Below are 16,779 nucleotides of genomic sequence, written 5' to 3'. Positions count from 1 at the left end.
ACATCACTCATCAGTCACGGTTATACAAATTATGGCGAATTTTAGCACCAATGAATTCAAAGCGGGCCTTAAAATCATGCTCGATGGCGAGCCTTGCAATATTCTTGAAAACGAATATGTGAAGCCGGGGAAGGGGCAGGCCTTTAACCGAGTGCGTATTCGTAAGTTGATTTCCGGAAAAGTACTGGAAAAAACCTTTCGTTCCGGTGAGTCAGTAGAAGGCGCCGACGTGCTGGATACGGAGCTTGCTTATCTTTACACCGATGGCGAGTTTTACCATTTCATGAACAATGAAACGTTTGAGCAAATCGCCGCGGATGAGAAAGCGGTTGGCGACAACGTAAAGTGGTTGGTTGAAAACGACTTATGTACTATCACGTTGTGGAATGGCACGCCAATTACGGTCACACCGCCTAATTTTGTGGAGCTGGAAATTGTTGAAACCGATCCTGGTCTAAAAGGTGATACAGCGGGAACAGGCGGTAAACCTGCCACGCTAAGCACTGGCGCTGTTGTTCGTGTTCCGTTATTTGTGCAAACCGGCGAAGTGATCAAAGTTGATACGCGCAGTGGCGAATACGCGTCTCGTGCGCAGAAATAGTCGTCTGATTGCATCCAGAAAAACGCCTGCAGATGCAGGCGTTTTTGCTTGCGGTGAACGTTTTTTGAAGTCTGTACTCAAGGCATAATATGGCAAACAAAGTTCTGCCAGCGTGGCACCCGCAAGCGGATATTGAAACGCTGCATGCGCGCGCGCACCTGCTGCACAGCATTCGCGCCTTTTTTGCTGCGCGCAGCGTGCTTGAAGTTGAAACGCCGGTGTTATCCGCTCATGGCACAACGGATCCATACATCGAGAGTTTTTGCGCGGCGAAGCCCCGTAGCGCGCATAATAGTCAGGCTGAATTCACCCATGCGGGCTACTTACAAACGTCGCCAGAGTTTCCAATGAAAAGACTCCTTTGTGCTGGGTCGGGCTGCATTTATCAAATTTGCAAAGTGTTTCGTCAGGAACAAAGTGGGCGACGACACAACCCCGAGTTCACCTTGCTGGAGTGGTATCGCGTTGGTTTTGACCACCATGACTTAATGCAGGAGGTCGACGCGTTTCTGCAACATACTTTAGCCTGTAAGCCAGCGCAAACGATCAGTTATCAGGCGCTGTTTGAGCAGATTATGCAGATTGATCCGCTGAGTATCACTCACGAACAGCTAGTAAATCACGTTGATACGTTGGGGATACTCGCTGGCACTGCTGATGAATTCAGTCACGACGACCTGTTAAATCTACTCTTTAGTCATGTGATTGAACCCAACCTCGGTCACGATAGGCCGCTACTGGTGCACAGTTTCCCCGCCAGTCAGTCAGCGCTCGCCCGAATCAATGCTGATGATCCACGCACCGCTGACCGATTTGAGGCGTACGTTGCTGGTATGGAATTAGCCAACGGTTTTTATGAATTGGCGGATGCGCCCGAACAGCGCCAGCGTTTCGAATCCGACAACCGGGTTCGAGCCAGGGCCGGCCAACCCGAAATCCCTCAGGATGAACACTTGTTGGATGCGCTGGCGCACGGTCTGCCAGATTGCGCAGGCGTTGCTCTGGGGCTTGATCGCTTGTTGATGCTGAAAATGCAACGGGCTGACATTCAAGACGTGCTGGCGTTTCCTTTCCAGCGAGCTTAGTGCGCTGCCTGAAAAATCTACCGCCGCCGAATTGGCTGCGATCGCTATCGACAAGCCCTAAAGACCAGTTCTTTTTTGAAGATGGGATGGTGACGCTGTAATTTAATCGAAATGCACAAGGTGAAGTCACCTCAGTCACGTTAAAAGGCACACGGCAAGATCAAATTTGGCAGAAAACGAATAAGGTTGTGCCAACCGATAGCGACCCTACGAGCTAAGCGAGGTTTGCTTTGCTGCACATTTTAGAAGTTCGAACTTGAATTCGTGGCTAGATGTTATAGTATAACGTGACATATGTAACAATATAACATCATTCTCATCGGACTTTATATGCGTTTTACTCAATCCAGACTCTCACTGTCAATCGCCACGGTATGTGGTTTAGCGGCTACCCCTATCGCCAGCGCGACCACCATCAATGGTGTGGTTAAAGACATCAATGGTGACCCTGTTAAGGGTGCCACGATCAAAGTCGAAGGTACCAGTAAAACCGCCTTTACCGATGCCAGCGGTGAATACCAGCTGACTTTGAACGAGAAAGAAGCGGATTCGCATATCCACATTCACGTTTACTCGGCAAAGCATTTGCACGGAGACAACGATCTTGGCTTTGTTGAAGATGACCAAACCGTTAATTTCACCCTCTCCCCAGTGGTGTTCGAGAATGTGTTGGTTACTGCCAACGCATTGGAAACCTCAGTATTGGAATCGATTACGCCAGTGACGGTGTTGGGTGCAGAAACACTGCGTAAGCGCCAGGCCCCAACGTTGGGTGAAACACTCAAAATGACCCCAGGCGTTCACAGTACGTATTTTGCCGGCGTTGCTTCAAGTCCTATTATTCGTGGTAACGACGGCCCGCGCGTTAAGATCGTGCAAAACGGATTGGATGTGTCTGATGTATCGCGGGTCGGGCCGGATCACGCCGTGGCCAGCGATGCCAGTAGTGCGACACAGATAGAAGTGTTGCGTGGCCCGGCCTCCTTGCAGTACGGCAGTGGTGCCATCGGTGGTGTGGTCAATATTGTGGATAACCGGATTCCGACTTACCTCAACCCGGAATTATCCGGCGAAGCTGAAGTGCGCTATGCAACGGTGAATGAAGAGAAATTTGCCAAAGTCGATTTAAACAAGAGTGTGGGTAATTTTGCGTTTCATTTAGACGGATTCACACGAAAAACCGATGATATCGAGATCCCTGGGTTTGCCGAACTTGATCCTCATGAGGAAGATGAAGCGGGGTTGATCGAGGGGTCTTCGGTTGATACAGATAATCTTGTAGGCGGTTTGTCCTATATTGGCGATGAAGGGTACGTGGGATTTTCCGTCCAGCGTTTGAATAATTTTTATGGTGTGCCGGGACATGCTCATGGGCATGAAGAGGAACACCACGAAGACGAAGAAGAGCATGAAGGCGAGGAAGAGCATGGTCATGACGAGGGCGAAGAGTCAGTAAACATTGATGCCAAGCTCGATCGATACCAGCTCGCTGGCAAATGGTACTCGCCGTTTGAAGGTATTACGTCAATTGGTTTTAGCGCGGCCTATAGCGAGTATGAGCACGCTGAAATAGAAGGGGACGAGCTTGGCACTCAGTTTACCAATGACGGGATAGAAGTACGTACTGATATCCGCCACGAAGATATTGGCGGTTGGCATGGTGTGGTCGGCTTTCAATATGCCAACAGTGATTACACGGCAGTGGGCGAGGAAGCCTTCACACCACCCGCTGAAACGGACTCGTACGCCGTATTTGTATTGGAAGAAAAGCGTCTGGAAGACTTCACCCTACAGGCTGGCGCGCGCATTGAACGCACCGAATATGCGGCGGACGACGTGCTACTCTCATTTGAACTTGGCGAGCACCATGACGAGGACGAGGGTGAGGAACACGACGAAGAAGAGCATGAGGAAGAGCTTGAGTTAGTGTCATTTGAGGACTACGGCTTCACTGCGGTGTCTGCATCAATTGGCGCCAACTGGCATTACGATGAGCAGAGTTCATTAGCTGTTTCGTTGTCGCGTTCGGAGCGCGCGCCGAGTCAGCAAGAGCTATTTTCTGGCGGAGCGCATTTGGCCACCAGAACCTATGAGCTTGGGCTTGTGTTCGACGTTGATGAAGAGGGCGATATTGTCAGTACGGCAGGTAACGTAGAAAAAGAAGTGAGCACAAACCTGGATGTCACCTGGCGTAAGTATTACGCCGACTGGGGGTTTAGCGCGTCGATTTTCTACAGTGGTGTTGATGACTACATTTATCAGGAAGACAGCGGTTTCGTGTTTGCAGATTCACATGGTGAAGAGCATCACGATGAGGAAGACGAAGGCGAACACGATGAAGAGCATGCTGATGAACATGAGGAAGAAGGCTTGCCAGTTTTGGTGTTTCAACAAAACGATGCCACGCTTTACGGATTTGAATTTGATGGCCATTACGATATCAATCTGAATTGGCGCGTGAGCCTGTTCGGTGATTACATTCGCGCCAACATAGACAGCGATGATCTACCTCGGATACCACCGCTGAGGTTAGGCGCTGCCGTGCAATATCAATGGCAGGGTTGGGATGCTGATATTGAAGCGACATGGTACGATGATCAGGACAGAACAGCGACATTTGAAACTCCCACGGATGGCTACACGCTAGTCAACATAGGCGCGACATATACGACGATGTTGTCGGATATGGAATGGCAGGTATTTGCCCGTGCAGAAAATGTGTTTGATGAAGAAGCTCGCGTGCACTCGTCGTTCCTGAAAAATGAAGCGCCACTGCCTGGCCGTAACTTTCAGATTGGCGTACGCACTTACTTCTAATAGGGGTTTGCATGCACAATAATACGCATCCTGATTGGCAGGATGCGAAACACTTTCTACTCGGCTATGGTTCGCTGCTGAGCGACGATAGCCGATTTCGCTTCAGCCAGAATCCTCATCCTGCCGCGAGCGTGCTCGTCGATGGTTTTCGGCGAGAGTGGATAACGCGCTCAGAGCCAGAACAGCAAACTTACGTTGGCGCGATAGCCGACGCCACATCTCAACTTAACGCACATTGTATTCCCGTGGTCATAAACCCCTCGCTGCAACAGCGCGAGCAGGATTACCGGTTCGTTCAGGTCAGCAAATCTCAGGTGAGCGGATTAGGATGTCAAAATGCGCATTTGCTGGCTGCCATTGAGCCAGCTGATGTTACTCTCTGGTTGTGTGAGTCGTTGTTGTGCCAACGCCCCACAGCCGAGTTTCCCATTCATCAGACCTACATTGATACCTGTTTATCAGGCAGTTTACAGCACGGGGGAATCGACGAAGCATGGCGCTTTATGACCTCTACTGCTGGCTGGGATCACATCGTCAATGACCGAGATGAGCCTCGCTACCCGCGAGCCGCTAGGGTCAGCCCAGCCGTTATTAATATTATCGACCAGCGTTTAATGCCGCATATCACTGGTCAGTAGCGGGCTTGTCAGCGGATACGTTCGACGCAAAGTCGGCTAATGCTTGCAACTGCATGGCCTGCACACTATCAACAATCGGGGCAAGTTCGGCAAAATCAGTATTATCCAGACCATGCACCTTATAGGTTAGGGTGATCTGCGTGCCGGCATCAGCCTCAACAAAGGTCCAATCCAATGCGCCAAACATGCCCATGCCTTGCAGTGGCCCAAGGCCACCACTCATTCGCAGCACTGAGAATTGATCAACATAACTAATGCGCATGTGCTCCGCGCTATTGTGTTCGGTGGTTTCACAAAAACACCCACCGGCCTTCGCATCGATTGAGAGGGTGCCGCGCCACCAGGTATGATCTTTTGGCCACCATGCGTCTATGTCGTCGACCAATGCCTGCCACGCTTGCGGTGGTGGGGCAGTGGTGATCACTGAGTGATTTACCACAAAGCCGTGTTCAGTCACGTGCGTGACCTCCGCATTAACCATTGACGTTAAGCATGCCAAGGACACACCGCCAACTACCATCGAGAGTATTTTCATTTATTCTTCCGCCAGTATGGTGGCTTTTTCAAGGATCACGGGTTCAACGGGTACGTCTCGCATACCTGAAACCTCAGATACGCCGGTTTCGACCAAAGAAAGGGCGTCGAGTACTTCACTGCCTTTAATCACCATACCAAACACGGCATAGCCCCAACGTCGGCCCGGATCGAGACTCTTGTTTTCGCCCATGTTGAAATAAAACTGACGGGTTGCGCTATGCGGATCATTTTGTCTCGCCATGGCGATGGTGTATTTATCATTGGTTAAGCCATTGCCAGATTCGTTGAAAATAGGGTCAAAGGCTACTTTCTCTTCAAAGTCTGGGTTGTAGCCTCCGCCCTGAACGACAAACTCGGGGATTACGCGGTGAAAAATCGTATTGTTGTAAAGACCTTTGTCCACGTAGCGAAGAAAATTGTTAACGGTAATCGGGGCTTTGCGCCGGTCCAGTTCAACCACAATACTGCCCATGGTGGTATCTAACTGAACCTTGGGGTAAGAGTTACGCATTTGGATTTGCGAACCATCATCGACTTTCTCGGCCTGTGCATTGGTGCTCATGCAGCTGAGCAACATGATGAGCAGCGCTGCAAAGTGCCAGCGCAACGGTAACAATCGGGTTAGGTTCATAGCGTATCCTTTTTCAGTTAGCGTTTTATCGCACTCAAAATAACAAATTTCTTTTCACTTGCCACCACACTAAACCCACCAAATATCTTCTTTAACACCTCGCCATAGGGTAAATGGCGATTAGCCACCACGCGCAGTTCACCACCAGACGTTAGCACGCGGTGTGCGTCAACAAACATTTGTCGGGCAATGTGTTCTGTTAACGTATTTTGCTGATGAAAAGGAGGGTTGCACAAAACCAGATCGGCTTGCCCATTATGATGGACGTCATATTCATCAAGGCAGTTACTTGCAAGAAAACTGCAATTACCCACCATTTCGGCGACATTCTTCTCAACACTGGCTTTAGCGGAGGCAATTGCCATGTAAGACTCGTCCACAAAGTGCAGTCGCAAAGCCGTGTTGCTGTGACGCTCGCGTGCTAATAATGCGATACCCAGCACGCCGTTGCCGCAGCCCAAGTCAATTACATTCGCGGTTTGCGGCAATGAATGTTGCGCGGGGAGATGCTTAAGCATGATTCGAGCGCCAATATCCAGGCTTTGCCGGGAAAACACGTTAGCGTGATTGACGAGTGTTAGCGCTGTACCGGTTTCCGTTGTGCTGGTGGTGAAGACAGTAGGATACGGCGCCTGTGATGCAAGGCTTGCTGCTCTGCTCTGCGCATCAGGGCATTGTGAAAACAGCAGTCGCGATTTCTTTTTTGCGAGTGATGTTGTCACGTTGCCGCAATATCGTTCAAACAGCTTAAACACCCCGGCAGGTAGGGCGGTCAGTTTGGCACCAGCGATAATGGGAGTCGCCGGTGCACATTGGCTGCTCAATAAACCCAGCTGATACTCTAGCAGCGCTAATGTGCGCGGGATTTTAATAATGTTCAAAGTGAGCTTGTCGGGTAGCGTATCCAAACTACTGTGATAGGTAACGTGATCCGTCAACCGATTGGTATTGAGGTTCTGCGCGCAGCCAAGTTGGCTGACGATAGAGTCGGTGATGACATGCACCTGCGCGTCAGGAAACAGCGTGCGGCACACGCAGCACAGCGCGCCAAACTCGTCATTAAATAATGCAATGCGTTGAACCTCTGGGCTAACTTGGGTAGAGTCACGCACAGTCAGCAAATGATTGGCGATCAGTTCATCGGCACTGTCCCATGCCTGCAGACTTTTGTGCTGCTGTTTGGCCGGAAAGCGTCGCAGCCTAAGGGCTATCTCGCCAACCTGAAATTCAGTCATTATCATGATGTGGTTAACTTTTTATCTGTGGTCGTTATGCAGCAATCCGTATTTTTTGACAATCAGGGCTGCCATACGCTCAATATGGCTGATGCAGATGTCATCTTTTTGCCTAACTGGCTCACCAAAGCGGCGGCGGATAATGCCTTTACTGAGCTGCAAGATACGCTTCAATGGCGTCAGGATACCATTAAGCTATACGGCAAAGAACATTTAATCCCACGCTTGCAAGCATGGTATGGCGATAGCCATGCACAATATGCCTATTCGGGTGTGGCTCTAGCGCCTTTGCCGTGGACATCGTGCGTGAGCGAACTTAAGGCTCAGTGTGAAGCAGCGGCTCAGCACAGGTTTAACTCGGTACTGGCGAACTGGTATCGGGATGGTCGTGACAGCATGGGGATGCACAGCGATGATGAGCCGCAGTTAGGCAAGCAGCCGGTTATCGCGTCTGTCAGCTTAGGTGCTGAACGTAAACTGTTGTTTAAACACAAACAGACCAACGTAAAATGCAGTATTGTACTAACCCATGGTAGCTTGCTGATCATGGCAGGTAAAACCCAACAGTGTTGGAAACACGGCATCAACAAATCAAAACGCATCGACACAGGACGGATTAATCTTACTTTTCGTCATATCCAGTCAGCACTTGAATCACCGCTCTAGGAGGCTAATGTGATTGTTCAACAGCGTATTATCGATAAACTGAATACGGCGCTTTCCCCCGAATATTTACAGGTTGAAAATGAAAGTCATAATCACAACGTACCGGCAGGCAGTGAAAGCCACTTCAAAGTGACCCTCGTTGCGCCAGCCTTCGAAGGCAAACGCCTTATTCAGCGTCATCGGTTGGTCAACCAAACACTTGCCGACGAACTGGCAAATGACATTCATGCCTTGGCGTTACACACGTACACTGCAGCCGAATGGCAAAGCAAATTCGGGCAAGTCCCTGAATCACCAAAATGCATGGGGGGAGAGAAGCGCTAGCGTTTTTTTCGTGTGGTTTTGCAGCAACAAACTTGTGAAAATGTGGCTAAGCAGCGAAACTTAATCGGGCAATACTAGGGCCTAGCCTAATCAGGGTACAAGGAGCGATTATGTTAGATGACATTCTTGCGCTGGCTGAAAAAGCACGGCAACCGCAACGGCGCATTGTCGGTTTGATGAGTGGCACGTCGTTAGACGGGCTCGATATTGCGCTGTGTGATATCGAAGGTCACGGAACGGATACCCGTTTGCGTGTTGCAGAGTTTATCACGGTTGAATTCAGTGAACTATATCGTGATCGCGTTCGCAGTGTGTTTTCAAAGCGGCAGGTCGATTTGCAGCAAGTCACCGTGCTAAATGCGTGGATAGGTCGTGAGCACGCACACATGGTCAATCAAACGCTGAAAGACTGGGGTATCGATGCGAGCGACATTGATTGCATCGCCAGTCATGGGCAAACGATTTTTCATGCGCCGCAGCATCAACACGGGCTGGAGGATTTACCCCATGCCACTTTGCAAATTGGTGACGGCGACCATATCGCGCATTTAACCGGTATCCTCACGCTCAGTGATTTTCGCCAGAAACACCTTGCCGCAGGGGGAGAAGGCGCGCCATTGGTGAAGTACGGTGATTTTCTGCTGTTCTCGAATGCACAGAAAACGCGGATCCTTCTTAATATCGGTGGCATCGCCAATCTCACGTACTTGCCCGCAAAAGGCGGGTTTGGCGATGTAGTTTGTGGTGATGTGGGACCCGGAAATACCTTGATGGATCAGTACGTGCAGCGCTGCTACCCGGGCAATCAATTTGATCGCGATGCCGGCTTTGCACGCCGAGGTCAAGTCAACGACCGTTTGCTGGCCGCGCTGTATCAACATCCGTATTTTGCTAAGTCTTTGCCTAAGACGACAGGCCCGGAGCTGTTTAATCTCGATTTCGTGTTAGATGCGCAGCGCCGAAGCCAGACTGAGTCGGTGTCGGCGGATGATGTTATCGCTACGCTGAATCAGCTCACCGCGCGAGCGATTGTGAATGCAATCGAGCCTTTGGCGGTGCAGGATGCCGAGCTTTACATCAGCGGCGGCGGATTACACAACCCCCTGCTGATGCAAACTATTCGTGATGCACTGCCTCAACTGACACTGGATTCAACTCAGGCTATCGGTATGCCAGCGGATGCTAAAGAAGCTGCGTTATTTGCTTTGTTGGCAAATGAATGTATCGCTGGCACGAAACACACCTTTGGCTCTAGCCAGGTGGCGCAGGATCAAGCACCACTGGCGTTGAGCCTGGGTAAGATCTGTTTGCCTTAGCGCGGCGTCGTTGCCATAGCGCCGCGCTCAATCCCAATAATACCCAAAGTCCTGATGAACCACCGCCGCCGTTGTTGCCGGGCGGGGGAGTTGGGGGTTCGGGTGAGGGGGCAGGCGCGTCGGCCACGTTGGGGTCAGTGCCGTTGACGAATTCATCGACATTCGACACGCCATCACCGTCAGCATCTTCAGTGGCATCACTGGGATCTAGCGGATCAAAGCCGTTGTCGTTTTCGAAGCTATCAGGCATGCCATCGCCGTCATCATCTTCATCAGCATTGTTACCAATACCGTCACCGTCGGTATCGGTTGTTTCGTTGGGATCTAGCGGTAGGTCATCATCAGGATTCAACACGCCGTCATTGTCACTATCATGATTGGGGTCATACGGGAACTCATCCGCCAAGTCACTCACAAATGCCACGCTCACCGGCCTTGCCAGGCCTCCTTCACCGCTTTCTACAGCTACATCAATAAATGCACCGCTCGCGCCATCAAAGCGTAACACTTGATGGGTTTCTAGGCTGCATACATAAAGCTGACCTTCAGGACCGAATGCCAAGCAGCCTGGCGTGGCTAAACCACCACTGCCTGCGCTAACGAAGGTTCCGAGTGATTGACCTTGGGCATTAAATCGACGCACGGTGTTGTCACTGACGTCAGATATGTACAAGTTACCCTGCGAATCGACCACGAGATGTTCTGGCTTTTCCAAGCCGTTGTTGACCAATACATTGAATGCGTTGTCAGATTGCTGTGGATTGAAGCTGAGCACCTGCTGGGTGCTGCGAGACACCACATAAGCCAGATTATTGCGTACTACTGCTAAGCCCCGCCATATCTCACTTGACGATGTGCTGGCGGTCAGCGTATTACCGATGGCGGTCAAACCAAAGCTCTCGACAAAAGAATTGCCTAATCCATTGTTGACCAATAACCGATTTGACTGCGGCGCCGCCAAATGGACTGGAAAATTCGTGGCTAACCGCGTACGGGGGATTGCCATGCTGGTCGTGTTACGTAACCTGTCATGTTGCAGAACATCGCTAAAGGCAATGAAGTAGATCAGGTTGTTTGGCGCTTCAATCACGGCTGAGCGGAAGGTAATACCACCTGGCGCCACTTCGGCCATCACCTCCACAAAGTCACCGCTGTCTGCGCGGTATGCTAACAACTGGTGTGTATCAGCGCTGGCAACAATCATTTGGCTTTGCGCGATAGTGGGGGCAGGGAAATAGTCGGGTACGCCGTCGTTATCGTCATCGTTGTCTGCCAGATCACCCACGCCGTCATTGTCAGCATCAAACTGTTCTTGGAAATTATTGTCCAGCGCATCGCGACTCACGCCAAAACCGTCTGCGTCGGCATCGACGCTGTCGCGGTTATCTAGCGGCAGGTCGTCCTGACTATCGGGTACATCGTCGTTATCATCGTCGGTGTCGCTGTTGTTGCCCACTCCATCGCCGTCTGTATCCAGCGTTTCGCTGGCATCATTGGGAAATGCATCGGTATTGTTGCCAACGCCGTCATTGTCATCGTCATCTCGCTCGCTGGCGAGAAATGGGAAATGATCATTCTCATCAATTGTGCCGTCACCATCGGTGTCGTTGCTTTGTTTGGGCGGGGGCTGCACTGAGCCGGGCACGACTTGTGCGCGCAAGGCTGCATTTTGCGCTGCGAAGGCATTGACGGTGCGGGCATTATCAGCAGTGCTGGCGTTACCACACACATCACCACCGCAGTTGTTATTCGTATTAGAAAACACCGCAAGGCCTAAATTACGGTTTTCATCGCCAGTGCCAATGGATGACATGATGGTGTTGTATTGACCTGACACAATCAGCGCCCCCGAAAACGGTAAGGACCCGACACTTTCACCGTTACGCTGTTGATGGCCGGCACCGAAATTGTGGCCGACTTCATGCGTGAAAGTATCCACACAGTTTGAGCCGCCACTGATACCTACGTTACTTATATTGGCCAATACATCGCTCTGCGTGCTGGGAAAGCGCGCGACACCGCACACTTCACGCTCGTTTAAATCATGTGTTCGGATCATCGCCACCAGATCGGCGCCAAGTGCGTTGCGTCTGGCGCGCACGGCATTGAGCGAGGGGTCTGGTTGGGTGCTGTTGTCATTGTCTAGTGCGGCAAATAGGTCGGTAAGCGCGTCCAAACTGGAGGGCCGGGTATAATTCACGAACTCATCCCCGACCAAACGCAACTGCATGTTAATATCGCTATTGACGAAGGTTTGGTTTGCTTTAGCGATGAGGTGATTAAGTAAAGTTTGCGTCATTGCACCCGGATAACGCTCTACGATGTTCGGTGTGAACAACAGTAAGGTATCTACCATGATGGGCATTTGCTGAGTCAGTGCGCTATCAGCTAAATGCGCAGCGTCTTCTGCACTGAGCACACCAACCTCATGCGGATTGGCAACATCATTTTCATACAATGACGGCAATGTTCGGGTGGCCGCTACGTCAACCACTTTGACTTCATCACCACGCCATTCAAAATACAGCCGCTCACCAGCGCCTATGATTTCACCCATGCCCGTTTCTATACCTTGGGTGTAATACAGCGTGAAAGGCTGCTGCGCCACATAATACTTATGGCTAATAAATCGGTGAGTTGATGATAGCTGGCGCATGGCCTCAGCGGGCAACGCCAGTTCAGTTGTATCTGCCATGCCGTGTTCAATCAAAAATGGCAGGTGGATAGCCGTTACTGCGGTATTCTTGGTATGTGTTTGCTGTGTGAAAGTGACCAAGCCCTGTTGGGATGGTTTAGGTGAATTCAGCGTGAAGGTTTGTGCGCTGCTCGCCCCGAAGATCGTCTGGCCCCCGCCTTTCTCAGCGGCACCCCAAGCGAAGCCAACGGAGATTAAAAACGTAAGCGCCGTGCACGCTGTGAGAAAAAAAGGTGTCCGTTTACTCGTCATTGTCGGTTCTCCCTAAAATGTGTACCACAAAGATCAGCACGCTCTAGCTGGTCATTCCTGTCACTCCAATATAGCCCACTAACGTGGCGGGGATCGACACAATTGTGCTCACCGCAACAATATTGGCCGCTAAATCCGTGTTGCCCCCCATACTTTTGACCATAATAAAACTGACTGCCGCCGTGGGGGCGACTGCCATGAACAACAGTGTTAACTGTTCGGTTTGATTGAAGTTAACCAAGTAGCCTACCGCGACTAAAAACAACGGATACAAAAAGCATTTGCTGATCACCGCGAAGAGCAATGCGTTGCGTTGCCCCCCCATACCTCTAAAGCGAATCGACGCACCGGTACACAGCAGTGCCAACGGCAATGTGAGTTGAGCAAAGTATTCGGTACTTGATTGCAGCAGGGTCGGCAGTGAAAGGTTAAAATACGAAAACAGCAACGCCGCGATAATCGACAGCATAATAGGGTTACGAGCGATAGCGAATACTGTATTCAACGCGTTTAATCGATTCGGCAGATAATGATTCAAAACCCACACCGACAGCACGTTATACACCAGAATGAGCGCGCCCATGTAAACGGATGCCTGAGCAAATTCATCGGCTGCAAAGGTATTAACCGCATAAGCTAAACCGACAACCCCTAAATTTGCGCGAAAGCTGCCCTGCACAATCACGCCTCTGTCAGCTCTACAGGTAAACAGCATATGCACGCTCAGAAGCGCTGCGACAAAGAACATCAAAGTGCACAACACGCCAACGCTGATCAATGCAGGGTTGGCCGCTTGACTAAAGTCCGCCTGACTTATCGAGATAAACAGCAAGGCGGGCAAGGCGAAATTGAACACTAGCCGAGAGCCTCCTGCGACGAAGGCATCACTTAAGTGGCCTGTGGCGTACAAGGTTTTCCCCGCGACTAACACCAGCATGACAGGGCCGATGACATCAAGACTAAATTGGATAAAATCAGCGTTCATTTTGACGTTGTGGGTGCATGAATGCAGTGACTATAACGTAAATCCTGGCGGATCCCATCGTCATTAACAAACTGTTAAAAGATTTTAGGCGTGATACCTGCTAGTATCGCCGCCTAAAATTTACACAGCAATAATAAGTGGTACAGGCTCTATGTTTGATTTGATTACCAAGCAACAAGGTAATATAAAAAATGATGTGCTCTCTGGCATTACCGTGGCGCTAGCTTTGGTGCCAGAAGCGGTCGCCTTTGCATTCGTTGCCGGGGTAGAGCCGATGGTAGGTTTGTATGCTGCCTTCATGATGGGTTTGATCACATCGGCGATTGGTGGTCGTCCGGGCATGATTTCTGGCGCAACCGGTGCGATGGCCGTGGTTATGGTGGCCTTGGTTGCACAACACGGCATTGAGTACCTATTCGCTGCCGTGGTGCTGGCGGGTATTCTGCAAATACTGGCAGGGGTATTCAGGCTGGGCAAGTTTATTCGCTTAGTGCCGTATCCGGTCATGCTGGGCTTCGTAAATGGCCTCGCGATCGTAATTTTTCTCGCGCAAATGGGTCAGTTTAAAGTCTTAGGGCCGGATGGAAGCATGCAATGGATGCAGGGTGAAATGATGTATATCATGCTCGGACTGGTTGCGCTGACAATGGCGATCATTTTCATTCTTCCTAAGCTCACCACTGCTGTACCTGCGTCGCTGGTGGCTATTATCACCGTGACGTTAGCTGTTCACGGGCTCGATCTCGAAGCGCGTACCGTGATCGACTTTGTACGTGATATGTTGCCCGCAGAACAACAGGCATCTGCAACGTTGGCGGGTGAACTGCCCTCCTTTTCGATTCCCATGGTGCCCTTCAACGTTGAAACGTTGATGATCATTTTACCTACTGCGGTGATTCTATGTTTGGTGGGCCTGATTGAGTCGCTCCTCACCCTGACGTTGATTGATGAAATGACTGACACACGTGGGCGTGGCAATAAAGAATGTGTAGGGCAAGGCGTGGCCAATACCGTCAATGGCTTTTTCGGTGGTATGGGAGGATGTGCCATGATTGGTCAAAGTATGATTAACATTAACTCAGGTGGCCGTGGGCGTTTATCCGGTATTACCGCTGCGTTGGTATTGCTAGGTTTCATTTTGTTCGCTGCTCCGTTGATTGAAATGATCCCATTAGCCGCGCTTGTCGGCGTGATGTTTGTTGTCGTGATTGGTACGTTTGAATGGGCGTCGTTCCGCATTATTCGTGGCGTCAACAAAGAAGACGCGTTCGTGTTGTTTTTGGTCACTGCCGTGACGGTCATCGCTGATTTAGCCGTTGCTGTAGTGGTCGGCGTTATCGTATCTGCATTGGTATTCGCATGGAAACACGCAACTCATATGATAGTACGTACTCACACCGATGATGATGGATGGAAAGTGTATGAATTGGAAGGGCCGTTGTTTTTCGGTTCGGTGACGCATTTTAAAGACTTATTTGACCCACAAAACGATCCGAATGATGTGGTCATGGACTTCGCTGAATCACGTATCTGGGATTCATCGGGGATTGATGCGCTGGATACGCTCGCAGGGAAATATGAAAATTACGGCAAAAAACTGCATATCCGTCACATCAGCCCCGACTGTCGCGGCCTATTGGTGAAAGCTAATAAGTTTGTTGAAATGAACGTGAATGAAGACCCGCGCTACAAAGTAGCTGTTGATAAAGCTGAGTAGCTAAAGACCAGCAAGCTGAGTCGCTCGCGGTGAGCTGACTCAGCTTGTATTCAGCGCGCTCCTCAGTTTGTGCTCAACGTCACAGCGCTAAAGTAAGCCACACAAGTCGATGATCTGACGAGCTTTGCCTGTCTTTTACAAGTCTGTATAAGGGATCGTCTTTGGAGGGCCAGAAAACGCCTCCATTCGCGATTTTGAGCTGTTTAGAGGGGATCACGTAATCCGCACGAGCCCCCCAGCTTGCGGTATGAAACTTGGCAGAAGCATTGTCTGGTCTGTTCTGTTTCCCAGCTTCGCTCGTGGGAGTGAAAGTGTTGTTGACCTGAGGTGAAGATAACAGGTTAACGATGACCTGAGGTGTCTCGTTGGGACGATCAGGCGAGGCATTTTGGTCACCTAAAATGACGAATGAAGCGTCGTCTTCTAAACCACCTTTTAGTCCTCTAGCATCGTAAATGTAGTTGCCTTGTCCCGGCGTCACGTAATCTAACCAGAAACGTATTTCATCGTGGTTACGTTTGCCATTGCGATCTTCAGGCCCATCAAAAACCGGCGGTGTGGGGTGGCTCGCAAGAACATGAATTTTCTGGCCGTTTATATCGATAGGAACATCCCAATGAGATTTAGATGACAGACGCAAACTTTTCCATTCCAGTTCAGAATGAAATGGCGTGTTGGATTCTGGCGTGAACGGCCTGAGCGCGTTGGGCATATCGGACCAAAGAAAACGTTGAAACGTGCGAACTTGCTCTGTGAGTATTGGAAACTTAGACAATAGCACCATCGCATAGTGTCCCGTATACAAACCGTAGCCCTGTGCATCCGCACCGAACTGTTCTCTTTTGCCGTTGTTATCTAAATCAAACGTGGTTGGAAGCCCAGTGTTCGAAGGCGCATAGTAAATATAATCGTAAGTAATCGCTGAATTGCCGTTTTGAGACACAGCGAGGTAGTTCTCTTGAAATGCATTGATACCTAAATCGGGGTTCTCAATGTAGTCAAACTCATTCAGCAATATCACATCGGGTGCAACGCGCTGGATGATTTCAGCGATATTGCGAATTTGAGCATGCTTGCCTGTTGCCAAATGCTGGATTAAAAGCTCTGGGCCAATCTGCGTGGCCCCAGTGCCATCTTTCTCAAGTTCACCCGCATAATTTTGTGCTTCCATGCTGACGTTAAACGCCGCAAATTTGACCGCTGTTTTTGGCTCAGCATTTACTGGATACGAGCAACTTATTAACGGAATAAACGCAATGAGGAAGCCTATGTATCGCATC

Annotated in this window: 14 protein-coding genes; 8 read left to right on the top strand and 6 right to left on the bottom strand. The window is 50.3% G+C overall.

The window, feature by feature from the left end:
* The first annotated feature begins 31 nt into the window (after positions 1 to 31).
* The 4 genes from efp (at position 32) to KIU71_RS02860 (ending at position 5,141) form a co-directional block, all read left to right on the top strand.
* Entirely contained in the window at positions 32 to 601 is a 570-nt protein-coding gene (gene efp, locus KIU71_RS02875) for an elongation factor P (protein WP_214129638.1), read from the top strand.
* Between the two features lie 89 nt (positions 602 to 690).
* Entirely contained in the window at positions 691 to 1,686 is a 996-nt protein-coding gene (gene epmA, locus KIU71_RS02870; protein WP_214129637.1) for an elongation factor P--(R)-beta-lysine ligase, read from the top strand.
* A 330-nt stretch (positions 1,687 to 2,016) separates the two neighbouring features.
* Positions 2,017 to 4,503: a TonB-dependent receptor gene (locus KIU71_RS02865; protein WP_214129636.1), complete on the top strand. Its 2,487-nt coding sequence runs from the start codon at positions 2,017 to 2,019 to the stop codon at positions 4,501 to 4,503.
* A gap of 11 nt (positions 4,504 to 4,514) precedes the next feature.
* Complete coding sequence (locus KIU71_RS02860) at positions 4,515 to 5,141, top strand: gamma-glutamylcyclotransferase (RefSeq protein WP_214129635.1); 627 nt, start codon at positions 4,515 to 4,517, stop codon at positions 5,139 to 5,141.
* Here the strand turns inward: KIU71_RS02860 and KIU71_RS02855 are convergent.
* The 3 genes from KIU71_RS02855 to KIU71_RS02845 are packed head-to-tail and all read right to left on the bottom strand — an operon-like array spanning position 5,128 to position 7,550.
* Positions 5,128 to 5,676 (bottom strand): SRPBCC family protein, encoded by a 549-nt coding sequence (locus KIU71_RS02855; protein WP_214129634.1) that lies wholly within the window; start codon positions 5,674 to 5,676, stop codon positions 5,128 to 5,130. The two genes, KIU71_RS02860 and KIU71_RS02855, sit on opposite strands and share 14 nt — an antisense overlap.
* Positions 5,677 to 6,309 carry a peptidylprolyl isomerase gene (locus KIU71_RS02850; protein ID WP_390881761.1) on the bottom strand — a complete coding sequence of 211 codons (633 nt, stop codon included), beginning with the start codon at positions 6,307 to 6,309 and terminating at the stop codon, positions 5,677 to 5,679.
* 17 nt (positions 6,310 to 6,326) lie between these two features.
* On the bottom strand, positions 6,327 to 7,550 hold the full coding sequence (locus KIU71_RS02845; RefSeq protein WP_250207188.1) for a methyltransferase: 1,224 nt from the start codon (positions 7,548 to 7,550) through the stop codon (positions 6,327 to 6,329).
* 30 nt (positions 7,551 to 7,580) lie between these two features.
* On the opposite strand from KIU71_RS02845, the gene KIU71_RS02840 reads away from it, so the two are divergent.
* The 3 genes from KIU71_RS02840 (at position 7,581) to KIU71_RS02830 (ending at position 9,850) form a co-directional block, all read left to right on the top strand.
* Positions 7,581 to 8,210: an alpha-ketoglutarate-dependent dioxygenase AlkB family protein gene (locus KIU71_RS02840; RefSeq protein WP_214129633.1), complete on the top strand. Its 630-nt coding sequence runs from the start codon at positions 7,581 to 7,583 to the stop codon at positions 8,208 to 8,210.
* A 9-nt stretch (positions 8,211 to 8,219) separates the two neighbouring features.
* Positions 8,220 to 8,534, top strand: a complete 315-nt coding sequence (locus KIU71_RS02835; protein ID WP_214129632.1) for a BolA family protein — start codon at positions 8,220 to 8,222, stop codon at positions 8,532 to 8,534.
* 110 nt (positions 8,535 to 8,644) lie between these two features.
* Complete coding sequence (locus KIU71_RS02830; protein ID WP_250207187.1) at positions 8,645 to 9,850, top strand: anhydro-N-acetylmuramic acid kinase; 1,206 nt, start codon at positions 8,645 to 8,647, stop codon at positions 9,848 to 9,850.
* On the opposite strand, the gene KIU71_RS02825 is transcribed toward KIU71_RS02830, so the two are convergent.
* Positions 9,786 to 12,797 (bottom strand): reprolysin-like metallopeptidase, encoded by a 3,012-nt coding sequence (locus KIU71_RS02825; RefSeq protein WP_214129631.1) that lies wholly within the window; start codon positions 12,795 to 12,797, stop codon positions 9,786 to 9,788. The two genes, KIU71_RS02830 and KIU71_RS02825, sit on opposite strands and share 65 nt — an antisense overlap.
* 43 nt (positions 12,798 to 12,840) lie before the next feature.
* Positions 12,841 to 13,782 carry an AEC family transporter gene (locus KIU71_RS02820; RefSeq protein WP_214129630.1) on the bottom strand — a complete coding sequence of 314 codons (942 nt, stop codon included), beginning with the start codon at positions 13,780 to 13,782 and terminating at the stop codon, positions 12,841 to 12,843.
* 151 nt (positions 13,783 to 13,933) lie between these two features.
* Between KIU71_RS02820 and KIU71_RS02815 the strand changes: the two genes are divergently transcribed.
* Positions 13,934 to 15,499 carry a SulP family inorganic anion transporter gene (locus KIU71_RS02815; RefSeq protein WP_214129629.1) on the top strand — a complete coding sequence of 522 codons (1,566 nt, stop codon included), beginning with the start codon at positions 13,934 to 13,936 and terminating at the stop codon, positions 15,497 to 15,499.
* Between the two features lie 79 nt (positions 15,500 to 15,578).
* Here the strand turns inward: KIU71_RS02815 and KIU71_RS02810 are convergent, their stop codons facing one another.
* Entirely contained in the window at positions 15,579 to 16,778 is a 1,200-nt protein-coding gene (locus KIU71_RS02810; RefSeq protein WP_214129729.1) for an endonuclease/exonuclease/phosphatase family protein, read from the bottom strand.
* Position 16,779: the final 1 nt, after the last annotated feature.

Origin of the sequence: Alteromonas oceanisediminis (assembly GCF_018474025.1) — a bacterium.
Lineage (GTDB): Bacteria > Pseudomonadota > Gammaproteobacteria > Enterobacterales > Alteromonadaceae > Alteromonas_E > Alteromonas_E oceanisediminis.
Note: the sequence above shows the minus strand (reverse complement) of the source record. Positions and strands in the feature narration are given on the sequence as shown.